At 41.6% G+C, this 23331-nt stretch carries 17 protein-coding genes; 4 read left to right on the top strand and 13 right to left on the bottom strand.

All coding sequences use genetic code 11. The annotated features are described in order from the left end of the window. Positions 1-42 precede the first annotated feature (42 nt). A complete protein-coding gene (locus tag P2W73_RS10785; protein ID WP_276502044.1) occupies positions 43-3522 on the bottom strand; it encodes a DUF8818 domain-containing protein in 3480 nt (1159 codons plus the stop codon). Positions 3523-3624: 102 nt separating this feature from the next. On the opposite strand from P2W73_RS10785, the gene P2W73_RS10780 reads away from it, so the two are divergent. After that, on the top strand, positions 3625-4167 hold the full coding sequence (locus P2W73_RS10780) for a hypothetical protein (protein ID WP_276502043.1): 543 nt from the start codon (positions 3625-3627) through the stop codon (positions 4165-4167). 1 nt (position 4168) lies between these two features. Here P2W73_RS10780 and P2W73_RS10775 read toward each other — a convergent pair whose 3' ends face one another. The 11 genes from P2W73_RS10775 to P2W73_RS10725 all read right to left on the bottom strand — a co-directional run bounded on the left by P2W73_RS10775 (position 4169) and on the right by P2W73_RS10725 (position 19622). Continuing rightward, a complete protein-coding gene (locus P2W73_RS10775) occupies positions 4169-6331 on the bottom strand; it encodes a S9 family peptidase (RefSeq protein WP_276502042.1) in 2163 nt (720 codons plus the stop codon). Between the two features lie 86 nt (positions 6332-6417). Continuing rightward, positions 6418-7185, bottom strand: a complete 768-nt coding sequence (locus P2W73_RS10770; protein WP_276502041.1) for a succinate dehydrogenase/fumarate reductase iron-sulfur subunit — start codon at positions 7183-7185, stop codon at positions 6418-6420. A gap of 25 nt (positions 7186-7210) precedes the next feature. Continuing rightward, positions 7211-9187 (bottom strand): fumarate reductase/succinate dehydrogenase flavoprotein subunit, encoded by a 1977-nt coding sequence (locus P2W73_RS10765; protein ID WP_276502040.1) that lies wholly within the window; start codon positions 9185-9187, stop codon positions 7211-7213. 293 nt (positions 9188-9480) lie between these two features. Next, positions 9481-10170, bottom strand: a complete 690-nt coding sequence (locus P2W73_RS10760) for a succinate dehydrogenase cytochrome b subunit (protein WP_276502039.1) — start codon at positions 10168-10170, stop codon at positions 9481-9483. A 183-nt stretch (positions 10171-10353) separates the two neighbouring features. After that, positions 10354-10917 carry a hypothetical protein gene (locus P2W73_RS10755; protein WP_276502038.1) on the bottom strand — a complete coding sequence of 188 codons (564 nt, stop codon included), beginning with the start codon at positions 10915-10917 and terminating at the stop codon, positions 10354-10356. 178 nt (positions 10918-11095) lie between these two features. Next, complete coding sequence (locus P2W73_RS10750) at positions 11096-12619, bottom strand: IS1634 family transposase (RefSeq protein WP_276502037.1); 1524 nt, start codon at positions 12617-12619, stop codon at positions 11096-11098. Between the two features lie 302 nt (positions 12620-12921). Continuing rightward, entirely contained in the window at positions 12922-14217 is a 1296-nt protein-coding gene (gene thrC, locus P2W73_RS10745; RefSeq protein WP_276502036.1) for a threonine synthase, read from the bottom strand. 18 nt (positions 14218-14235) lie between these two features. Continuing rightward, entirely contained in the window at positions 14236-15198 is a 963-nt protein-coding gene (locus P2W73_RS10740) for a homoserine kinase (RefSeq protein ID WP_276502035.1), read from the bottom strand. A 36-nt stretch (positions 15199-15234) separates the two neighbouring features. Next, positions 15235-17682, bottom strand: a complete 2448-nt coding sequence (gene thrA / locus P2W73_RS10735) for a bifunctional aspartate kinase/homoserine dehydrogenase I (protein WP_276502034.1) — start codon at positions 17680-17682, stop codon at positions 15235-15237. Between the two features lie 277 nt (positions 17683-17959). After that, complete coding sequence (gene murQ, locus P2W73_RS10730; RefSeq protein ID WP_276502033.1) at positions 17960-18769, bottom strand: N-acetylmuramic acid 6-phosphate etherase; 810 nt, start codon at positions 18767-18769, stop codon at positions 17960-17962. 10 nt (positions 18770-18779) lie between these two features. Beyond that, positions 18780-19622, bottom strand: coding sequence for an N-acetylglucosamine kinase (locus tag P2W73_RS10725; protein ID WP_276502032.1), 843 nt, complete (start codon positions 19620-19622; stop codon positions 18780-18782). A gap of 84 nt (positions 19623-19706) precedes the next feature. Here P2W73_RS10725 and P2W73_RS10720 point away from each other — a divergent pair, with 84 nt between their 5' ends. Beyond that, positions 19707-21296 carry a S41 family peptidase gene (locus tag P2W73_RS10720; protein ID WP_276502031.1) on the top strand — a complete coding sequence of 530 codons (1590 nt, stop codon included), beginning with the start codon at positions 19707-19709 and terminating at the stop codon, positions 21294-21296. Between the two features lie 121 nt (positions 21297-21417). On the opposite strand, the gene P2W73_RS10715 is transcribed toward P2W73_RS10720, so the two are convergent. Next, positions 21418-21804: a DUF6249 domain-containing protein gene (locus P2W73_RS10715; protein ID WP_276502030.1), complete on the bottom strand. Its 387-nt coding sequence runs from the start codon at positions 21802-21804 to the stop codon at positions 21418-21420. 303 nt (positions 21805-22107) lie between these two features. Here P2W73_RS10715 and P2W73_RS10710 point away from each other — a divergent pair, with 303 nt between their 5' ends. Continuing rightward, positions 22108-22689, top strand: coding sequence for an RNA polymerase sigma factor (locus P2W73_RS10710; RefSeq protein WP_276502029.1), 582 nt, complete (start codon positions 22108-22110; stop codon positions 22687-22689). 17 nt (positions 22690-22706) lie between these two features. Then, positions 22707-23216 carry a hypothetical protein gene (locus P2W73_RS10705; protein ID WP_276502028.1) on the top strand — a complete coding sequence of 170 codons (510 nt, stop codon included), beginning with the start codon at positions 22707-22709 and terminating at the stop codon, positions 23214-23216. Positions 23217-23331: the final 115 nt, after the last annotated feature.

Here is a 23331-nt window from a genome sequence, read left to right as displayed (position 1 = left end):
ATTCCTCTTAATCTTTTCTAATCCGATAAATCGAGGTTCTTTTTAAAATAAAGCTGTCAGTGATGCCCTTCCAATATGTACTATTTTGGTTGATGCAGGTTTTCTGCCGTCATATTGAAAGTTCAACTCAAGATTATTGAGCAATCGTTTTGTCAGAATAACTGACCAGAGATAATTTTTGCCAGGCAACAACCCATCCAGCATTATATAACTGACGGTTGATGTGGCAGCACCGCCTGCAGACTTGTAATCAATATTGTTGAACGTGAACTTACCGGTGATAGAACTGTTTTGCAAAACATTGTATTTCGACTCAACATTTATAGAACTGGAATTAGCCTTCTCTCCACCATACGAAGGCAGATTTTTTTTGTTCTCGTATTTATAGCCGGTTGCCAGCCGGAAGGAAGTACTGCGGATAAAAGTCAGCAATGGTTCAACGCTATAGATATCCAGGTCATAATTTCGATTATCGAATCGCGCATTGGGTGTAAACAAAGAATTGGTTCCTCTTCTTCCGTTTAACGTAAAAGCCAGGGACCTGCTGATGTTCCATCTGAACTTCGCTGTCCAGTCTTTGATGCTGCGGCTTTCATAGCCATAGGTCAATAATGATTTCCCATTATTGCGCAGGTTACTTATATCAATACCCCAATCAGCATTGAAGCGGTTAAAAGAAATGGTATTGGCAAGCACCGTGTTGAGCGTTACTAATGCCGTGTCGTTTACATTGTATTTAAACGGGTCAAACTCAAAACTTCCTTTGGCAACTGACTTTTTACTGATCTGCAACGAAGTGAGCAGATTTAGCTTTGACACAAACTTTCTTAGCCCCTTAATGTCGCTTTTATTTAAAAGGGAACGGGGATTTAAATTCAGGCTGTAATTAAATGTGATATAGTTGGCCTTTATAAATTCATTGGTAGGCGTAAGGATACGAATAAACTTTGCCTGGTCTGGAAAAGCAGCCAGCTCAAATTCATTTAATTGTTGAATGCCGTCTGCATTGTAATCGATCCAGGCATATTGGCCGGTGCCGGCAGGTACTTCAATGTAAGTCATATCTCTTTTCTGCTCCTGCCCCGCTCCCACTTCATATAAAACATTTCCTGTTATCAAACCTTTCAATTCATTCATCACGTATTCAGCCCGGCCCAGGATTGTTTCGTCCGCCTCTTGTCTTGAAACAAGCGGATTAATGATGTGTAGTTTTCTGAAGGTCGTATTCAGGAAAAATTGGCGGTTGGAATTTGCCAATAATTCTGTCTGGAGATTAAGGTTATAACTCCGGTCGCCCTTTAAAAAACTTTTGCCATAAGCATATTTGTCAGCCCTTGTAAAAAAAGTGATGCCATAGCGATTCTTTTTAGCCTCGTCCGATTTCACGTACACAGAATAGCTATCGAAATAAAACGCTGATGGTGATAACGTATCAGTTGATTTATCCCTGACTGTATTTTGCTCTTCTGCATAACGAAAACCGATTCGATAGTTGCTGAGTTTTTTTAATTGTTTGCTTAGATCGAATGTGGGTCTGAAAAAAACGCCTTTATCAGTCAGCGCATCAAAACTGGTAATGACCAGCTCATTGTTAAATTGCCAGCCTTTCCATTCTGCCAGTTGGTTGATTGCATTTTGAAAGCCATTGTAGTTGCTTCCTCTTTTGTAATTGGTGAATTTATAGATGAGTGATTGGTTCCTGTTATTCTTAATCCCCGCCGTTGCACGAATGATATTTTCTGTTTCCGGCTGAATCAGGATCGGTAAACCCCAGTCCCTTGAAAATTCAACAGTTCGTAGCCTCTCCAGTGGCTTAAATTTATTTTGAACGTATTCGTAATCCAGGCCTGTTAACAGTTGCAGTTTATTTTTTTCACGTAATTGTTTTGTATTGTTTAGTTGAAACTTTGCCGCAAAACCTTTGTCATCACCATTGCTGATTTTTGAAAAAGTATTGGGATCATAATTGCTCATCGCTACTTCCGTTTTCAACAATGTATTATCCGTGAAAGCGTAGTCCACACCCAGATTTACCAACTGTTGTTTCTTCGGTGTGACTAATAATGTCACCGGTTCAAAGCTCCCTTGTCGCTGAGTACCTACGGGCGGCACATATTTATACACTTTGCCGTTGGCCCCATTGAAATCAGGAACATAATTGCCACGGCCAACGCCGACATCGATAAATGATAGACTATATTGGGCCAATGAAGGATCAGTGGAGTATTGATAAAAAGAGTCAATGCCGTTATAAATTTTCTCGTACAGTATTTTGCCTGCTGCAAAAGTGTCAATGGCGGCTGAAGGATAAAAAGCCCGTTGTATGCTGTCACCGATACCGGCCAGGAATTGCTTTTGCTCTACACTCAATACCTGGTTGATCTGTGAGTTCTTTGCATCGCCATTGGTAAATGCACCGACACGAAGCTTTAATTTTTTATTAATGTCAACTTCTTCCGATACATAAAAATTGGCATTTAAAAAATTACGATCCGCATATTCAAACTCAATTTGAATACGACTGTCTTTTGTGATCATTCGTTTGGGAGTAAATGTCACTTCAGCTGTGTTGTAATTGATCACATAATCCTGGTCTTCGCCCCGCTGCAACAATTGGCCGTCTAAAAACACTCTTTCTGTATTGGCCAGCACGATGAAGAAAAATTCATTGTTGGCGCCGGTAAGACGATAAGGCCCCTGGTTGCCTTCCAATGCCTGTATTACATTGCGGGTAAATTTTCCTTTTGCGATGGATCCGCTGGCCAGTGTTTTCGATTCCGTTTTTTTCCCAATCTTATTCGTCGTTTGGAAAGCGACTCCCTGCAATCGTTTATAAAAATTCAGGAAATAGCTTTGGTTTTGCCGGATGTCAATATCACCTAAATTGAGCTGCCAGTTTCGCTTTCTAAATTGCAAAAACACCTGGTCAAATTCATTGAGTTGTTGTGTAGTGCCATCCGGCTGAATGGGAATATTGTTATCGGTAATAGCAGCCTGAATTTCGATGCTGTCACCCAGCATGCCACTCAATTGCAGATTAAGCGTCGAGTTTAATACGGCATCCTGGCTATTGCCAAATGCGATTTGACGGCCAAAACTTCCTTCCGCTTTTATATTGCCGAAATTGAAAATACCTTTCTGCTCTTCACTCAATTCATTGTTGAATTCATAGGGCGCAACGGCCATACTATTGATAACGCTGTCGACCCGCATTCGCTGAACGACGGGATTGAGTTTATAAAAGAAGACACGGTAGGTGACACGAATGCTATCAGTAGCAGGTCGTTTATTCCAATGAAGAATAGCATTGATAAAATCGAGGCTGTAATCTGCAGGGTCAATCCCCTGAACCGTGAATGTTTGTGGAATGATACTGGTAGTGTCCAGGATGACGCTGTCAGCTGCAACGGCAAAAACCCGTTGGCGCAGATTGGAGCTGTTTTTACCGGGCACCTGGGCTTTGCTACACAGGGTCAAAACTACGGCGAACAAAACCAACGATATCCTTCGCAAACCATTCAATAGCAGTGAGTTTTTATCAAAAGCGCAAAATTCGGTGTTTTATTGCGCTAAAAATATCTCCCCCTGTTATTTCAGGAAAAAAGAAGCAAATTTGAGCCAGTCATGAAAAAAAATGTCTTCAGTTTTTTCCTTTTTGTATTTGTTGTTTCTACATCTTCGGCGCAAGTAACACAGGTTGATAAAAAAAATAATGCATTGTCAGTTGGTCTGTATGCATCATTGGGCGGCTTTAGTGATTCCCATATCATGGGAGCCGGAATTGACTATTGGTGGAAACCTTTTCATCCATATAAAGATAGCAACGATTCAAAACAGATTGCTTTTGCCATTAATGGCGGCGCTCACTACTTTTTCGGAAAGCATGTTATTGTGAATAGCTATGGATTTAAATTTAGTAATTTCCTTGACATGCATATCATGCCAGGGTTTTTGTACCAGCCATTGAAACGATCAATCATCCAGCTATCTGCAGGACCAAACGCTAATCTTTACAAACAAAATATCCGGGTTGGCGTTGGCGCTAATTTTTTTACCAGCTATTACTTAACAGAAAAAATCTCGGCAGGACCTGCGATCCATTTTAGAAAATTCTCCAACACAGCAGCTTTATGGAGTGGCGGCATAGCTGCCAGCTGCTTTTTTTAGATCACTTATCAACTCCTTCCAACACCAGCAGGAATGTATATTGCAACGCTACCTCCTTCAGGTAATCAAAACGGCCGGAAGCTCCGCCATGGCCCGCATCCATATTGGTATGAAATAATATTTTATTATCATCGGTTTTTAGTTCCCTGAGCTTAGCCACCCATTTGGCTGGTTCGAAATATTGCACCTGGCTATCATGCAGGCCCGTTAACACTAACAAATTGGGATAAGCTTTCTTTTCTACATTGTCTACGGGTGAATAAGATTTCATATAAAAATATTCATCCTTGTTTGCCGGGTTACCCCATTCGAGGTACTCGCCGGTAGTAAGTGGGATGTCAGCATCGCTCATGGTCGTTACCACGTCTACAAAGGGGACATCAGCCACTACCCCGTTCCAAAGATCAGGGGCCATATTGGTCACTGCGCCCATCAGCAAACCACCGGCACTTCCACCCATGGCATACAGATGTCCCTTGGAAGTATATTTCTCTTTGATCAAAAATTCACCACAATCAATAAAGTCCATGAAAGTGTTTTTCTTTTTCATCATCTTACCATCCTCATACCATTGACGGCCCATCTCCTGCCCACCCCGAATATGTGCGATAGCATACACAAAACCCCTGTTTAGAAGACTGATCACATCCCGATCGAAACCTGCATCCATACTGGCGCCATACGATCCATAGGCGTAGAGTAATAAGGGGTTGCCGCCATCTTTCATAAACCCCTTTTTATAGACGATTGACACCGGAACTTTTACACCATCCCGGGCAGTAGCGAAAATTCTTTCTGTTGCATATTCTTCCTTTTTGTATCCACCCAATATTTCCTGCTCTTTTTTTAATTCCTTCGTTTTAGTATCCATGTTATAATCGTAAATAGAAGGCGGCGTTACCAGGGACTGGTAATTGAAACGAAGAATATTGGTGTTGAAATCAGGATTGATATTAACGGCTGCATCATAGGCCGGCTCATCAAACTGTATATAGTGTTCTGATTTATCTTTTTGATTGATCACACGCAGGTTCATCAAGCCTGCTTTTCTTTCTGAAACAACCAGGTGATCTTTAAAAATGTTAAAAGAAGCCAGGTAAACATCCGGCCGGTGTGGAATTACTTCTTTCCAGTTTTCTTTTGCTGTTTTATCCAGCGGGCATTCCATCAGGCGGAAATTTTGGGCCTCCAGGTTGGTGCGGATATAAAACTTGTCATTGTAATGATCGATATCATACACAAGGCCCATGGTTCTTGGGTAAAAAACAGTGAAGACACCGGTTGGATTAGCAGCATCAAGAAAGCGATTCTCACTCTGCTGTTCGCTCAGCTCAGAACCAATCAAAATAAATTTCTTCGATTTTGTGCGGCTGACATTGATATAATGGCGGTTGTCTTTTTCTTCATAGATCAATACATCTTTTGAAGGATCGGTACCTAATTCATGACGCCACACCTGGTAACCCAGCAATGTGACAATGTCTTTTTTTATATAAAATACCGTTTTGTTATCAGCGGCCCACGCATAAGCACCACCCTGTGTGTTGATAATTGTTTCGGGAAAGTATTCACCGGTTTGAAGATTTTTGAAGCGAAGCTTATACAAACGGCGGCTTACGTCATCCTCACCAATTGCCAGTAATTCGTTATTATCGCTTACTACAAGGCCTGTAGCATTGTAATAAGTCTTCCCCTCTGCGGCTTTGTTAGCATCATGAACAATCTCCTCCGTCGCATCCAGTTTTTCTTTTTTCCGGCAATAGACCGGGTATTGTTTTCCTTCGTCAAAGCGGCGATAATACCAATATCCGTTGTCCTTATAGGGAACTGATTCATCTTTCTCTTTTATCCGGGCTTTGAGTTCAGTAAAAAGATCGTCCCGCAGTTTTTTTGCACCGGATAACATGGTATCCAGGTAAGCATTTTCGGCTTCCAGGTAATCGACCACTTTGCTGCTATCCGGACCTTTTTTGAAATAATCATTCATCCAGTAATAGTTGTCGATCCGGGTGTCGCCGTGTGCCACCAGTTCTTTCGGTTTTTTATCAGCTACCGGGGTTTTTACACCCTCTGGCCATTTATAGGTTTCCTTACTGATAGTTGAAGCGTTTTGACATGACATAATAAATAACAGTGCCAGGGGCCAAAAGTTTTTGCAGCTCATGCAGACAAGTTTATCCCTGAATATACGACCTTCTGAAAACAAAAAAGCCTTTGTAAAAAGGCTTTCAAAAAATAAGAAGAAAATTTTTATTTATTATCAGCAGTAACACCTGCCAGCATGTATTCAGCATTCAGGCGGGCAATATTGGTGATGGAAATTTCTTTAGGGCATACTGCTTCGCAGGCGCCGGTATTGGTACAGGATCCAAAACCTTCCTTGTCCATTTGAGCAACCATACTCACCACACGTTTTTTTCTTTCAGGATCACCCTGTGGCAGCAAGGCCAGGTGGCTTACTTTGGCTGATACAAATAATAAGGCCGATGAATTTTTACACGCTGCCACACAAGCACCACAACCTATACAGGCGGCTGATGCAAACGCATCGTCCGCTTTATCTTTCTCAACAGGAATGGCATTGGCGTCGACGGCATTACCGGTGTTGACTGAAATATAACCCCCGGCTTGTATAATGCGATCAAACGCATCCCGGTTTACCATTAAATCTTTTATAACCGGAAATGAATTGGCTCTCCAGGGTTCTACCGTAATGGTATCACCATCTTTGTAGGCCCGCATGTGTAATTGGCAGGTAGTATTAGCATGCCATGGACCATGTGGCCGGCCATTGATATACATCGAACAGGCCCCGCAAATACCTTCGCGGCAGTCATGATCAAAAGCAATAGGATCTTTTCCTTCGCTGATCAACTTTTCATTTAGTACATCAAACATTTCCAAAAAAGACATTTCGGAAGAAATACCAGATACCTCAAATAATTCAAAACGACCCGGGCTCTTTGCATTTTTCTGCCTCCACACTTTCAACTTAAGATTCATCAAGTAATGTTCCATAAACAAAAATATTCTTCGTTTAAAATTATTTGTATGACCGTTGCGTCGGCTTCGCCACTTCAAATCTCAACTCTTCTTTATTCAACTGCCACTGGCTTTCACCTTTATATTCCCACGCGGCCACATAGCTATAGTTCTCATCATTCCTTTTGGCTTCACCTTCCTCTGTTTGGCTTTCTTCACGGAAGTGCCCACCGCAGCTTTCGTTCCTGTTCAATGCATCCAGACACATCAACTCGCCCAGCTCAATAAAATCAGCTACCCTATTGGCTTTATCCAGCTCAGGATTCATTTCATTTATTTCACCGGGTATACGAACATCACTCCAGAATTCTCTTTTCAACTGCTGAATTTCACTGATGGCTTCCTGCAATCCCTTTGCATTGCGGGCCATACCACATTTCTCCCACATAATTTTTCCTAACCGCTTGTGCATGCTTTCTACCGACTGCTTTCCTTTTATATTCATCAGTGTATTGATGCGGTCACCTACTGCTTTTTCAGCTTCTTCAAATGCAGGATGCGATGTTGGTATCGGTTTCACTGCAATTTCATTGGCCAGGTAATTACCGATTGTATAGGGAATTACAAAATAACCATCCGCCAATCCCTGCATTAATGCGGACGCACCCAAACGATTCGCCCCGTGATCGCTGAAATTAGCTTCACCCAATGCATACAAGCCGGGGATTGTTGTTTGCAATTCATAATCTACCCACAAACCGCCCATTGTATAGTGCACAGCAGGATAAATCCGCATTGGCACTTCATAGGGGTTTTCGCCGGTGATCTTTTCATACATATCGAAAAGGTTACCGTATTCTTCTTTCACCACTTCTTTACCTAAGCGTACCAGTGTTTCCAAATCGGGATTTTCGATGCCTTGTTTGCTGGCTTCAACTTTACCGTATTTATTGATCAGGTTGTATTTGAAATCGAGGTACACCGCCTGCTTGGTAGTACCTACTCCATAGCCGGCATCACATCTTTCTTTGGCAGCTCTTGAAGCTACGTCACGGGGTACGAGGTTACCAAATGCCGGATATCTTCTCTCCAAATAATAATCCCTTTCTTCTTCAGGAATATCATTGGCTTTGCGGGGATCATCTTTTTTCTTAGGAACCCAAATACGACCATCATTGCGTAATGACTCTGACATCAGGGTCAACTTACTTTGATGATCGCCTGTTACAGGGATACAGGTAGGATGTATCTGCGTAAAGCAGGGATTACCAAAAAAGGCGCCACGTCTATGCGCTTTCCACGCCGCAGTGACGTTGCTGCCCATGGCATTGGTACTTAAATAAAACACATTGCCATATCCGCCGCTGCAAAGCAGTACCGCATGACCGAAATGTCTTTCTAAGTCACCTGTAACAAGATTCCTGGCAATGATGCCCCTGGCTTTACCATCGATTTGTACAATATCGAGCATCTCATGGCGATTGTACATTTTCACATTACCCAATGCCACTTGTCTTTCCAATGCCTGGTAAGCGCCTATCAATAATTGCTGCCCGGTTTGCCCTGCAGCATAAAAAGTTCTTTTTACCTGTGTGCCACCAAATGAACGGTTATTCAATAATCCTCCATATTCTCTTGCAAAGGGAACGCCTTGTGCCACACACTGATCAATAATATTGGCGCTAACTTCCGCCAGGCGATGCACATTGGCTTCTCTTGCACGATAGTCACCACCTTTGATTGTATCATAAAATAAACGGAAAACCGAATCACCATCATTCTGGTAATTCTTGGCAGCATTGATACCACCCTGTGCGGCGATGCTGTGTGCACGGCGGGGAGAATCCTGGAAACAAAATGCTTTCACCTGGTAACCCAATTCGCCCAATGCAGCGGCTGCTGAAGCACCGGCAAGACCTGTTCCAACGATAACAATTTCCAGCTTACGTTTATTCGCCGGGTTTACCAGTTTACAATGTCCCTTGTAATCTGTCCATTTCTGTTCTAATGGCCCCGAAGGAATTTTTGAATCGAGCATATTGTTCTTTTAAAAAATTATTTTTTGTACCGGCTTTTGAATCACTGCTCATCGTCCCTTGCGTCGCACTCTTCATCGTTCTGTTCGCTACTCGGCCTCTCCCCTTCTCCCTCCCCCAAAGGGAGGGAGCGGCGCTGAATTGCAGTTCCAAACTTCACAAATACCACATCAGCTTTATATCTCTACTCACCATTTTCGAAGATTTCGATCTATTGCAGCGTTTTTCGAAAAGCTTGGGCTGTGCTTTGCAAGTCTTCCGCCAATCGGCGGAGAGATTTTAGAGGGGGCCACCCTTACACCCAACCCAAATACATACTTACCGGCATCATCGCAAATGCCAATGAAACGACGACGGAAAAGCTAACACCAAGTGACTGAACTACTGCAATGTGACGTGTGTTCGACAGGCCCAAAGTTCTGAATGAACTCTGAAAGCCGTGTAGTAAATGCCAGAAAAGAGAAAAACAAGCCACAACGTATACGATCACTACCCACAACTCACTAAATGTAAACTTCATTAATGCAAACATATTATGAACTGTTCTTCCACCTTCTAATTCCATTTCAGGACCCGGGATACCTGTGAAACGTGAAGGAATCCAAAACTGCCACCAGTGCAAAATGAAAAACAATAAAAGAATGGTGCCCAACAATCCCATGCTGCGGCTATACCATTTACTGCCCTGGTTTCCCATAGGCACAGCGTACCCTACTTTTCTTTTGGATTGGTTGCTTGCTGTCAACAGGTAGCCTTGTATGATATGGAGGAAAATACCCAGAAAAAGCCCAACCTCCATGATGCGGATAACAACAGTGGCACCCATAAAGTGAGCGGCTTTGTTAAACATAACTCCGCCATCATTAGCCCAGATACAGGCATTTACTCCAACATGTACTACCAGAAAAGAAATAAGAAACAAACCCGTCAAACCCATTACTAACTTCTTGCCGACTGCAGACTTGAGAAATTCAGACCATTTCATCTTGTAATATTTGTTTTACCTGTTGCCAGATATTTAGCGTGTTGCTATAAATGACCGGGGTCTTTCATAAGCAATCATCAATTTGGTTGTTCAATTTTGCGCAAAAATAGTATCCAATGACCAAACAATGACAAAAAAAATTTGCAGGCAAAACAACTGTAAGTTTATTGTTTTGGCTAATATTTACTGCAATCGTGCAGCCAGTTCATTGTCTACTTTCTTAAAAAGATGATAAGGTTTATAGGTGCGCCAGTTTTCAATTTCCATCAGTTCAATATACCGGTTAAGATGCGCTTTTTTAAAATCATATTGCGTTTGTGACGGCATATTCAAACAAACGATCCAGCCATTTTCATCCATCAGTTCTTCATAAAGCTCTTCATAATAGTCAGCTCCGCCACTATGAAAATTAAGGACATTTTCAGTGATGAGGATGAATTTCACCATCCCTTCGTACATGAATTTTTCAAGTACTTCTCTTTTCAGCTCCATGATATCGTTTTCGATTGCATCATTCCATTCTCCTAACATTTCGATGATGGCATATTTCTCATCTTTATCGGCCATCAATACCTTGAGGTATAAGGTGCGGCTGCCAAAATCATCCCATTGTGGATGTATAAAGTAGTTGTAAACAGTTTGAGTGAATTCAAATTCAGAATACTGCCGGCCATAGAAAGGCGAAAGCTGATCCTCCTCACTTACATAAATATGTCGCCAGTTATAAAAGGGCTCTATGGTATGCATAGAAAAATTCTTCCTGCAAAGATAGAATAAGACTTGAAAGAGAGAATAGCTAAGAGATGAAGGAGAAAAAGAGAGAAAGAGTTGGTTGAAAATTCATTTTTACGTATGAAGCACTGCGGAGGCCAGCCAGTTGGCCAAGCCATTATTCTTCTCCTGTTTTGTGCACCGGGACACCCGGCTAATTTTCCAGGTTAAAAAAATTTACAATTGAGCGCTGCTCGTCGGTTTTGATAAGCAGTCTGGAATGGATTTTATTTGAGTATGGAGTTTGGAAAGATACCCGGTAAATTGTTTTGACTATATCTATTGCTTTTTCCGGACTCCATTTGCCATTACATTCTTTCAGTTGCCGTTCCAGCTCTTTATATACTTTACAGGCTGCAAAGGCTATGCAAATGTGTGCTTCTATTCGTTTTTTAAGATGGTGATAAACCGGCCTGATTTGTAAATCGGACTTGGATATTCTGAAGGCTTTTTCGATTAGCCACAGTTGATTGTATTTTTCAACAACTGTTTCTTTGGGCAATGTGGTGTTGGTGATATATCCCTTCAACCCGTCCCATTTGGCATCGTCATTATATTTTTCGTAATCTATTTTGATGGCGGCTTTACCTTCTAATTTCAGATATTTATTATACCCCTTATTATTGATGTGGTTCTTACTGAGTATTCCTGTTTTAACTTTTTTCTCCAGGCTTTCCAATCCTTTTTTCCTGTTATGCGCATCCTTGTCGGCACGGGCTTGTTTGTAATTTACTATCAGCCGGCTGTTGTCTTCTTTCATAAGCTCGGTACTTTGCTTATCCCGTAGCTCTAATGAGAGGATAGCTTGTTTTATGGCATCAGATTCGTTTTTAATCCGGCCTCCCAGTATGTATTGGTATTGTTTGGCCTGTAATGCTTTTATATTTTTATTGGATAACAGCCCGGCATCTGCCACTACTATCAGTTCTTCGGGTTGGTGTTTGGCTGCAAAGTGTTCTATAACCGGTATCAGTGTGTCTCCTTCATATTTATTGCCTTCAAATACATCATAATCCAGCGGATAGCCGCCTTCGCTTACCAGTAATCCTAAAACAATTTGTGGTTGCTGATGTTTGCCGTCTTTGCTGAACCCTGTTTTTCTAAAATCATCTTCACCGGCTGCTTCAAAGTACAATGTGGTTACATCATAAAAAACAACAGCGATTTTATTGCCCAACAGCTTTAGGGTGTGCCGTAAACTGATTTGCTGTACAAGTTCTTTTTGACTGGCGTGCAGTTTGTCTAAATAGCGGTAAATACGGTACACACTTATTTGCACACCTTTGTATTTAAATAAATAGTCAACCGTTTTAAGCTTGCTTACAGGGTACACAAGCCGGGTAATAACCAAATGGCGGAATAATTCATCCCGAACTGCATTAAACCCAATCTCATCAAATATTTTTCCCAGTAACAATTCCGGCCCCACCAACTCAAGCGAATCAATATGATTGATAAATGTATCTGCAAATTCCAGCTCAGCCTGCTGATCAAATGGAAAGGCGGTTTGTTTTGTGTGCTCTAATATCTCCAGCTTTGCTTTTTTAACCAACAAATCAATCTCGGCAGGTTCGGCAGAACTGCCTACAGTTCTGAACACTTCATACTTGCCACTGCTTTTATCAATTATTTGGATACTGATTACACCACTGGGATTAGGCTTTCTGCGTACAAACATTCTCAAATGTAATCAAGCCCCTCAAACTCAACAGGGACACCCAATACAAAAGTATGAACTCAATACTGGCAAAGGTTTCAGCAGATTTTTTTGATTTTTTTCAGACCACCGCACAAAACAGGAAAGAGAGAATAGCTAAGAGATGAAGGAGAAAAAGAGAGAAAGAGTTGGTTGAAAATTCATTTTTACGTATGAAGCACTGCGGAGGCCAGCCAGTTGGCCAAGCCATTATTCTTCTATTTCCCCATGCAAGTTGCTATCCAAAACAGGCCCTACTCTTTCTCCTTTACTCTTTGATCCTCCTAGCTCAGTAAATAACTTTTCAGCTCATTGTAATTATTCTTCATTTGAACACTTTTCTTTTCACTGGCCATGATAGTCGTCAGGGAGGATGGTATTTCAATCTTTTTCCCCGTGGTGCTCTCAACAGCATCCGGAAACTTAACCGGGTGTGCAGTTTCCAGGAAAATTCCTTTCGCAGAAGGATGAGAATCCAGGTATTTTTCTAAAGCCAGGTAGCCAACCGCACCATGTGGATCCAGTAGATAATGATGCTGATCGTACACTTTTTTAATCGTTGCAAGAGTGTCTTCGTCGGAAATACTATAGGAAGAAAGCTTATTTTTCAAATCAGGGAATTGGTGTTGAAATATCTCCAGTATTCTTACAAAATTGCTCGGATTCCCCACATCCATGGCATTGCTAAGTGTGGGAACAGCCTGCTTTGGTTTCAGCACGGCCGTATCGAGATAATCACTCACAATATCATTTACATTGCAAGCCGCAATAAAATGTTCAACTGGCAGGCCGGACTTGTTGGCCAAAATGCCTGCACAGATATTTCCAAAATTTCCACTGGGCACACAAACTACCGGCGGATGTTTCTTATCTGTCCACTGTTTGTAAGCAAAGAAATAATAGAATTGTTGGGGAAGCCATCTTGCAACATTAATAGAGTTGGCTGAAGTTAAAAATAATTGTTGATTCAGTTCTTTATCAGTGAAAGCCTGCTTTACCATCTGCTGGCAATCGTCAAATGTTCCTTGTACTTCCAGTGCATGAATATTTTTGCCAAGCGTTGTTAATTGTTTTTCCTGCACCGGGCTTACTTTGCCTGACGGATAAAGAATCACTACATCAATTCCGTGTACGCCATAAAAGCCATTGGCAACAGCACCGCCGGTATCTCCCGATGTTGCAACTAATACCGTAACCTTTTTAGTATTATCCTGCAAGAAATAGCCAAGACAACGGCTCATAAATCTTGCACCAATATCCTTGAAGGCCAGCGTTGGGCCATGAAATAATTCCAACGAAGAAATAGTATCATTTACTTTAACAAGCGGTATAGGAAAGCTGACTGTTTCTTTAACGATCTGGAATAGTTTCTCGTCCGGTATGGTGTCACCAACATAGGGTTTAATCACACGAAAAGCTATCTCTTCATTAGAAAAATTTTCTATACTATTAATCAAATCCTTGTCAAGCTGCGGAATGCTTTCAGGAAAATATAATCCTTTATCCGTCGCCTGTCCCTGAATAGCTGCTTCTTTAAAATCAACTAATGGTGATTGTTTATTTGTAGAGTAATATTTCATTGTCTCCCTATAATCTTTTTAATCTTGTAAATCGTGGTTCTGAATTTGTACGCCATTTTTATTAATGGTAGTTACATAGGTGTGATAATCTATTCCAATCCTGTCATACACATCCTTCATCACCTTTTCTACGGCCTGCGCTGTTGCTTTATCGCGGCTCAGCATAAATATTGATGGCCCGGAACCCGAAATACCACCACCTAATGCACCGGCCTCTTTGCATTTCGCTTTTACTTCATCAAAGCCGGGTATTAAAATGCTTCTTACCGGTTCAATGATCACATCTTCGAGTGACCGGCCAATAAGGTCAAGATCATTTTTCAAAAAACCCGTGACAAGACCTGCAATATTTCCCCATTGGCGAATTGCATCTTTTAACAGCACTTGTTGCCGCAATATCTGCCTGGCATCCGATGTTCTTACTTCTATCTGCGGATGAATAACGGTCACATGCAAATCAGGCGAAGGAATAGATACGATATCTAACGGATGAATGGAGCGAATCAGACTTACGCCACCCAGGATGCAGGGAGCAATATTGTCGGCATGCTTCACACCTGAGGCCAGCTTTTCTCCATTCATTGCCAACTGTACTACTTCATCAGACGAAAATATATTTCCGAATAAATGATTGGCAGCAACAGCCGCACCCGCCGCACTGGCTGCACTTGACCCAATGCCACTTCCGGGCTTAATGTGTTTTTCGATAATGACTTCAAAGCCTTTATTATTGCCAGCTTTTTCCATAGCCGATAAAAAAACGACACCTGCCACATTTTTTTCTGGCTCCGTGGGTAAGTTATAGTTGTCACGATTATGAATGATCACCTTTGGCTCATCCAATAATTTTACTTCCATGATATCACTTGGATCGCTTAGTGCCAATCCTAAAATATCAAAGCCGCAAACGAGATTGGCAACTGTACCCGGGCAAAATACTTTAATAGCTCCTTCCTTTGCATCAAACTGTTTATTATCCATTCAGCAGATTTTTCAAATTTATTTAAACGCAGCGTGTCATGATTGTTTTGCAGCACGGATAATATCGGCAAAAACACCGCTGGCTGTTACTTCGGCCCCGGCTCCCGCACCTTTTACAACCAATGGTTGCTCTTTGTACCGGTCGGTATAAAACAACACGACATTGTCCTTTCCATAAAGATGATAAAGGTCGTGGTTCGGATCGATATGTTGCAAGCCTACTGAAGCTTTTCCATCTTTATAAGAGGCTACAAATTTCAACTTGCAACCTTCTGCATTTGCTTTGTCATACAATTTTTTGAAATGATCTTCTTCTTTCGCCATGGCTGAATAAAAATCAGCAACCGTGCCCTGCATACATGAAGCTGGCATAAAGGAACTATTGGCGATGTCATTCATTTCAATCTTTTCGCCGGACTCTCTTGCGAGGATCATGATCTTACGCATTACATCAGTACCGCTCAAATCCAGTCGTGGGTCGGGTTCGGTGTAGCCCTCATCCTGCGCCTGTTTTACCACATCAGCAAATTTTTGCTTGCCGTCATAATTATTGAAAACAAAATTTAATGTTCCGCTCAATACCGCATCAATCTGGTGCACACTGTCACCACTGCGGAGCAGGTCATTTAGGGTTCCGATGATAGGTAAACCTGCACCGACATTTGTTTCAAACAGGAACTGGCAATTGTATTCACCTGCCAGGTCTTTCAAACGGCGGTAATTATCAAAAGAAGATGACGCCGCTATTTTATTGCAGGCAACGACCGAGATGCTTTTTTGCAAAAGCTGGTCATATACAGACGCTACTTTATCGTTGGCAGTAATATCAACAAATATGGAATTGCGCAGGTTGCGATTGATGATCTCCTGTACGAAGGTTTGCAGATCAGCCTTGTCAGCTTCTTCCAGTTGTTCTTTCCATTTTGCAGGATCGATGCCTTCTTCTTTAAAGATCATTTTCCGGCTGTTTGACAATCCCACTACTCTTAATTGCAATTGCATTTGTTTTTGCAGGAAGCCTAACTGTTGTTTTATTTGACCTAATAACTTGCCTCCGACGTTACCGGTGCCAATGATGAAGAGGTTGACTTGTTTGTAGGTTTTTTCAAAAAACTCTTCGTGCAACACGTTGATTGCTTTGCGAACGTCATTGGTGGCAATAACCGCAGAAATATTTTTTTCGGAAGAACCTTGTGCAATAGCCCGGATATTGACACCATTTCTACCCATGGCGCTAAACATGCGGCCGCTGATACCGGGGTGACTCTTCATGTTTTCTCCCACTAATGCAACAATTGAGTGTTCTATTTCAATTTTCAGCGGCTCCACTTTTTCCAAAGCGATCTCATTGGCAAAAGCATAATCGACAGCCTGTTTCGCTTTGCTGGCAGAAATAGCATCTACCGCTACGCAGATGGAATGCTCCGATGAGCTTTGAGTAATTAATATGACATTGATTTTTTCATTGCTTAATGCTTCAAACAATCTTTTTGAAAAACCAGGTATGCCGATCATACCACTTCCCTCGAGACTCAATAATGCAATATTGTTGATGCAGGAAATACCCCTTACGATGTTTCCATTTTTATTGGCAATTGACTCGATCAGTGTTCCCTTGTCCTCCGGCGCAAAAGTGTTTTTGATCCATACGGGGATATTTTTTGTCATCACCGGCTGGATGGTTGGAGGATAGATAACCTTAGCACCGAAGTGAGATAACTCCATCGCCTCCTGATAAGAGATATGCGGGATAATGCGGGCATTGGCTGTCAGTCGCGGATCGGCAGTCATCATGCCGCTAACATCTGTCCATATCTCCAGGTTTTTTGAAGTCAACGCTGCAGCTATGATAGCAGCAGTGTAATCGGATCCGCCCCTTCCCAGGGTAGTGGTAACGCCGTTGTTTGTTGCTGCAATAAAACCCGGAACGATAAAGAGCGATGCATCCTGGTGAGGAAAGAATTCAGCGATATTTTGATAGGTGGCAGCAAAATCAACTTCTGCATTGGTGAAATTGGCGTTAGTCACGATCAGCTCTCTTGTATCTTTCCATACATTTTCTACGCCTGCTGCCCTGAATGCTGCAGAAATGATTTGAGAAGAAAGCCATTCTCCATAGCTACCGATACGATCTTTTGAACGGGGTGTAAGTTCCCGCAGCAAGAAAATACCGTTGCAGATATCTTCGATTTCATTGCAGCTTTTCTTTACCAGGCTTAACAACTGGCTTTGATTGGCAACCGGTATTAATTGTTTGGCCGCTTCCAAATGACGCTGTTCGAGTAAGTTCAGTTTACTCTTGTAGGTCTCATCACCTTCAGCTGCCAGGGCTGCAGCGCCAAGTAGTAAATCCGTGACACCACCCAGTGCCGAAACAACTACTATCGTCTTATCTTTTTTTACTGACTCCTTTACAATGGCGATGACTTTATTGATATTATCTGCATTGGCTACTGATGTACCACCAAATTTTAAAACCTGCATGACCGATTATTTATTTTAATGATTTCAATGATGTGTAAACAAAGTTCTTCCTTTTGAAGATTCAGCGATTAAGCCCCTGGGGTGATATAAAAAGTATAATCCGCTTTAGCGGATTGTTGTGATAATAGTAGTGGTAGTGGAAATGGAGCCCACTGCGGAAGAAGAAATGATATGACTATTATTCAACACGATTTTTTTATAGGAGCGCAAGATACAGAAGAATAAGTAGAAATTAAATTTCTAATCCTTCAAATATTTTACAGCAAACTACTGTTAGTTATTTTGCTGCAGCAGCTTTTTTTACACTTCCATATTGCAACAATAATTTCTTTGCTTTTTCATAATCGCTAATGCCTAACCTGTCCATTAGCATCTTTACACCGCGGTCAACCAATTTTTCATTGGTCAATTGCATGTTCACCATTTTGTTATCCTCCACCCTGCCAAGTTGGATCATTGCAGAAGTTGAGATCATATTAAGTACCAACTTTTGAGCAGTTCCGCTTTTCATCCTGGTGCTGCCGGTTACAAATTCCGGTCCTACTACTACTTCGATGGGGAAATCAGCGGCTGCGCTAACCGGCGAATCAGGGTTACAGGAAATACTTCCCGTCAGAATTCCATTCCTGCGGCATTCTTCCAATGCACCAATTACATAAGGTGTGGTTCCGCTTGCAGCTATGCCAATCACCACATCTTTATCGGATACATTATGCGCCTGCAGATCTTTCCATCCCTGTTCTTTATCATCCTCAGCAAATTCAACCGCTGTAGTAATGGCCTTGTCTCCACCGGCAATAATAGCGATCACCAGCCCGTAGGGAACACCATAAGTAGGCGGACATTCACTCGCATCCACCACAGCCAAACGGCCACTGGTGCCAGCGCCAATATAAAATAAACGGCCACCCATTAGCATCTTGTCGCTCACCGCTTCTACTAATTTTTCTATTTGGGGAATTGCTTTTGCAACCGCATCGGGCACTAATTGATCTTCTTTATTGATATTGGACAACAGATCAGCCACACTCATTTTTTCCAGGTGATGATACGAACTCGACTTTTCTGTAATTTTTTCAAACGCCATACATCTTCGTTTAGCTATGGTACTCTATGAGGCCGCTCATAGGTTTCTTTAAAACTTTTCCTAATTCAAATTCATAACTGTGACACAGTTGTTCCAGTACATCCTTAAATCCAAAAGCTACACTGCCCACAAAGTTGACCGGGTGACTCCATACTTCTTTATACTTACATAAATGTGTAAAGAAAAAATCGTTCAGGCAATCTTCAATGATATTTTCGATCATGTAATGGCCCCTGTTTTCTGCAAGAAACATTACAAAGCTGGCAAGATAACGATTGGGTAATGGATTTTTATAAACATTTTCCAATATCTCTGTCGAATTGGTAAGATAAGTAACGTCAAACCGGCCCCGCAATTCGTCATCAAAAGTGTTGTATAAATAATATTGCAATACCCTTTTGCCCAAATAAGCACCACTGCCCTCATCGCCCAGCACATAACCAAGGCCCGGGCTATTGGTCACAATTTTTTTTCCGCTATAATAACAAGAGTTGGATCCCGTTCCTAAAATACAGGCAATTCCTTTTTGGTCACCGCACAAGGCTCTTGCTGCCGCCAGCAGGTCGTGATTTACATCAATGGCTGCTTCAGGAAAAACAGCCTTGATGGCTTTTTTCATCAGCTTTGCATTATCGGGGTTGGCGCAACCGGTACCATAATAGTAGATCTCGTCTACCTGGATATTTTTTAGCTTGGGTTTTAATTCTTTCAAAAGCAAGGCACTAATCTCTGCCTGGTTCAAAAAATAAGGGCTAATACCTTGTGTGAGAAATGTTTTTCGTTTTCCGTTCGTAATAAGACTCCACTCAGCCTTGGTAGCACCGCTATCAGCTATCAATTTTACCGAATCCATATAAAGATTTGTTGAAATGGACGAACGAAAAAAACATTCCGTTCAAATCCAGTATTTTGCGCCAAATTAATGTAAAGTTAGATGATGGGAAATAAAAAACTGCAGGTATGGTTACCAATGATCTTTTCATTGGTGTTGATAGCAGGAATGTTCTTCGGTTATAAAATGGGTAATAGCGGTAGCAGCAGAGGTTTTTTAAAAGTTTCCAAGACTACATCGCTGCAGGAGGCTCTTGATCTGATCCGGTTAAAATATGTCGATAAAGTCAACACTGATTCTATTCAATCAGGTGCTATCAAAGAAATGATGAATGAACTGGATCCTCACTCTGTCTACTTTCCACCCGTTGAACTAAAAGAAGCGAATGAAGACCTGGCCGGTAACTTTGACGGCATTGGTGTAGAGTTTAATATTTTTAATGATACGGTCAATATTGTTTACGTCATTCCGGGTGGCCCCAGTGATAAGGCTGGTTTACAAATAGGCGACAAACTTTTAAAGGTGAACGATTCATCCTTGATCGTAAAAGGCATGCCTACTTCTAAAATAAAAGAATATATAAGAGGTGAAAGAGGATCGGTTGCAGCCATTCAAATTTCAAGAAACGGCCAGATCAAGACTATCAATGTTACAAGAGGAAGTATACCTGTATCGGCTGTTGATGCGGCTTATATGATTGACAATACCACGGGCTATATCAAGCTGAATAAATTTACCGAGAATAGCTACGAGGAGTTTATGGCCGCCCTCGAGAGTTTAAAAAAACAGGGCTTGCAGGCACTTATTTATGATTTGCGCAGCAATGGCGGTGGTTATATGAATGAAGCTATTGACATGGCGGATGAATTTTTAGAAGGTGATAAACTGGTTGTTTACACCGAAGGAACAAACAGCAAGAAAAGAGAATATCGTTGCAAGCGTCCCGGGCTTTTTGAAAAAGGGAAATTGACGATCCTCGTAGATGAGCTTTCTGCCAGTGCCAGCGAAGTATTGGCTGGCGCTTTGCAAGACTGGGATAGGGCTGATATCATTGGTCGTCGCACTTTCGGCAAGGGGCTGGTGCAGGAACAATATCAACTGAGTGACGGATCAGCCATCCGCCTGACCGTGGCCCGCTACTACACACCGCTTGGCCGCAGCATTCAGCGTCCCTATGATAAAGGGAAAAAAGTGTATATGGATGAGATATGGGAACGATACTCGAACGGTGCATCGTTGTATGCTGATTCTAACAAAGTCAACAATGGAAAAGAATATAAAACGGCCGCAGGAAGGGTTGTATATGGTGGTGGTGGCATCATGCCCGATATTTTTGTGCCAATTGATACAGCTACTTATCCAAGAAGTATTAATAAGCTTTTTGTAAATGGCAGCTTCAATAGTTTTGTATACACCTATTATTTACAACACAAAAAACAAATTGATCAGTATAGTTCACCAACTGACTATATAAAAAAGTTTAACCAGCTGGAAGACATGTGGAAGCAATTTGTAGCGTATGCAAAAAAAGATTCTGCTAACCTCGAAGACGTCACAGCAAAACAAAAAGAAACCTTGCAAAAGCGATTAGAAGCTTACCTGGCAAGGTTTCGCTGGAGAAACAGCGGTTACTTCCAGGTGCTGAATAGCGAGGACACCGTTTTTGCAAAGGCATTTGAACTGGTAAAGAAATAAATTTGCCGGGAAGATGGGGAGACGGGAAGTTTGATTGAGGGATAATCTTTTCTTACCGACTTGCCGTCTTACCGGCTGAATTTTTCATTTGTGATGCTTTTCAGGATAAGATGCTGGTTGTTTATTGTTGGTTATTGATTTTATTGTCATCCCACCATTTCTTTTCCATTTTATAAGAACCGAAAAGGCCCAGCCCCCCTCCGATTGCAATCAATGCAAAATAGATCGGTATATTTTTCTCATTGTCGTAGTGACCATTGCGCAGATTTTGATATAGCACATAATTATCCAGCAAATAAGCCAGGAATAAACCAACTCCTGCTCCGATTAATAATAAAGCCCATTTCAGGTTTTTATAGGGGGCTGGCCTATTGGCAAATTCTTTGGGATTCATGCCTTTCTCTATCATGGCTAGATTTTGCCTTGTTTTCAGGTAAACAATGCCGAATATCATCGCAAATCCGCCTGCGAACATAGTTAGTGGAACTAAAACTTCTGGACCGCTCATAATTGTAAATTTTATTGCCTGCCTATCGGCAGACAGGTTTTAAGTAGTTTGTTTGTGTCTTGTTCTTCTATGACTACAGCTTTTAAACCCAGGTTACAGTCATTTCCAAACTTTTTTAAAAATCGTTGTACAATAACTAAGACTACACCTGTTTGAAACAGGTTACAAGCAATTTTCCAATATACTATATTAGGAGTAGAAAATCCTTCGAAACCCTCCTGAGCTTGTCGAAGGATGGGCTTGCGGGATAAAATCGTACTTTACGCTGTAACCAAAACTCTACGATTGTAGTCTTATAGATAGATGTCTACCGGACTAAATGATAATGAGCTTATTAGCAAAGTTATTGGCGGCGACCAACAGGCTTACGCAGCCTTGGTTAGCCGCTATCAGAACTATGTATTTACATTGGCACTCCGTTTTACCAAAAACCGGGAAGATGCCGAGGAAGTATCGCAGGACATATTTATCAAAGCATATCGTGCCCTGGCAGACTTTAAAGGGGCTTCCAAATTCAGCACCTGGCTTTATACCATTGTAAATACTACTTGTATCAGCTTTTTGAGGAAAAAGAAATTGGAAGTTCATTCTTTAGACAATGAAAAAGTGTTTGAAGTAGCGGATAGCCAGGATTCAGGAATGCGGGCCAACCTGGTAGAACAAAAATCGAGAGTGTCGATGGTCAATAACGCCATCAAAATGCTAAGTACCGACGATGCAGCCGTTATAACTTTGTTTTATAAAGGTGAGCAAACGCTGGAAGAAATAGCGCAGATATTAGGTATAGAAACCAATACGGCTAAGGTCAGGCTGCACCGGGCCCGCACAAGATTAAAAGAAAAAATGGAAACTTATTTTGCACAGGAAGTAAAAGATTTAAACTAATCCTAAACTGAAATGATATGAATGCACATGAAAATATAGAAGGACGTTTGTGGGATTATATAGATGGGGTTGCCACTGTTGAAGAGAAAACCATCATTGAACAATTGATTGCAACCAATGCTGAATGGCGTGACAAATATGGCGAACTGCTGGAAGTACAGCAGTTATTGCAGTCTTCAGAATTAGAAGCCCCTTCTATGCGGTTCACCAAAAACGTGATGGAAGAAATCAGCAAACTGCATATTGCACCTGCAACCAAAACCTATATCAATAAAAATATCATTCGTGGCCTTGCAATATTTTTTATTACACTGATCGTTGGCTTTTTGGTATATGGTTTCGGCCAGGTAGATTGGACGGTGCAGGGTGATTCTAAACTTCCGGTCGATTTCGCCAAAGTGGATTATAGCAAGATGTTTAATAATGACTGGATCAATGCATTCATGATGATCAATGTAATACTGGGATTGTTTTTGCTGGACCGATATTTTGCCAATAAACGAAAACAGTTCCACGAAGAAGCTTGACCTCTCCTCCGGCGCTTTGGCCGGAGTCAGACATTCATCGTCTGACCCTAACCCCCTCTCCGATGGAGAGGGGAATAAGAGCAAAATAAGTTGAAGATGCTTGGTGAATTATCAT

The organism is Terrimonas pollutisoli, assembly GCF_029360765.1.
GTDB lineage: Bacteria > Bacteroidota > Bacteroidia > Chitinophagales > Chitinophagaceae > Terrimonas_B > Terrimonas_B pollutisoli.
This window is presented reverse-complemented; position numbering and strand designations above follow the sequence as displayed.

What these genes read in the sequence shown, in the direction of transcription:
- P2W73_RS10780 (WP_276502043.1), top strand. Translation starts at nt 3,625, where the DNA reads ATGAAAAAAAATGTCTTCAGTTTTTTCCTTTTTGTATTTGTTGTTTCT.
- P2W73_RS10775 (WP_276502042.1), bottom strand. Translation starts at nt 6,331, where the DNA reads ATGAGCTGCAAAAACTTTTGGCCCCTGGCACTGTTATTTATTATGTCA.
- P2W73_RS10770 (WP_276502041.1), bottom strand. Translation starts at nt 7,185, where the DNA reads ATGGAACATTACTTGATGAATCTTAAGTTGAAAGTGTGGAGGCAGAAA.
- P2W73_RS10765 (WP_276502040.1), bottom strand. Translation starts at nt 9,187, where the DNA reads ATGCTCGATTCAAAAATTCCTTCGGGGCCATTAGAACAGAAATGGACA.
- P2W73_RS10760 (WP_276502039.1), bottom strand. Translation starts at nt 10,170, where the DNA reads ATGAAATGGTCTGAATTTCTCAAGTCTGCAGTCGGCAAGAAGTTAGTA.
- P2W73_RS10755 (WP_276502038.1), bottom strand. Translation starts at nt 10,917, where the DNA reads ATGCATACCATAGAGCCCTTTTATAACTGGCGACATATTTATGTAAGT.
- P2W73_RS10750 (WP_276502037.1), bottom strand. Translation starts at nt 12,619, where the DNA reads ATGTTTGTACGCAGAAAGCCTAATCCCAGTGGTGTAATCAGTATCCAA.
- thrC (WP_276502036.1), bottom strand. Translation starts at nt 14,217, where the DNA reads ATGAAATATTACTCTACAAATAAACAATCACCATTAGTTGATTTTAAA.
- P2W73_RS10740 (WP_276502035.1), bottom strand. Translation starts at nt 15,198, where the DNA reads ATGGATAATAAACAGTTTGATGCAAAGGAAGGAGCTATTAAAGTATTT.
- thrA (WP_276502034.1), bottom strand. Translation starts at nt 17,682, where the DNA reads ATGCAGGTTTTAAAATTTGGTGGTACATCAGTAGCCAATGCAGATAAT.
- murQ (WP_276502033.1), bottom strand. Translation starts at nt 18,769, where the DNA reads ATGGCGTTTGAAAAAATTACAGAAAAGTCGAGTTCGTATCATCACCTG.
- P2W73_RS10725 (WP_276502032.1), bottom strand. Translation starts at nt 19,622, where the DNA reads ATGGATTCGGTAAAATTGATAGCTGATAGCGGTGCTACCAAGGCTGAG.
- P2W73_RS10720 (WP_276502031.1), top strand. Translation starts at nt 19,707, where the DNA reads ATGGGAAATAAAAAACTGCAGGTATGGTTACCAATGATCTTTTCATTG.
- P2W73_RS10715 (WP_276502030.1), bottom strand. Translation starts at nt 21,804, where the DNA reads ATGAGCGGTCCAGAAGTTTTAGTTCCACTAACTATGTTCGCAGGCGGA.
- P2W73_RS10710 (WP_276502029.1), top strand. Translation starts at nt 22,108, where the DNA reads ATGTCTACCGGACTAAATGATAATGAGCTTATTAGCAAAGTTATTGGC.
- P2W73_RS10705 (WP_276502028.1), top strand. Translation starts at nt 22,707, where the DNA reads ATGAATGCACATGAAAATATAGAAGGACGTTTGTGGGATTATATAGAT.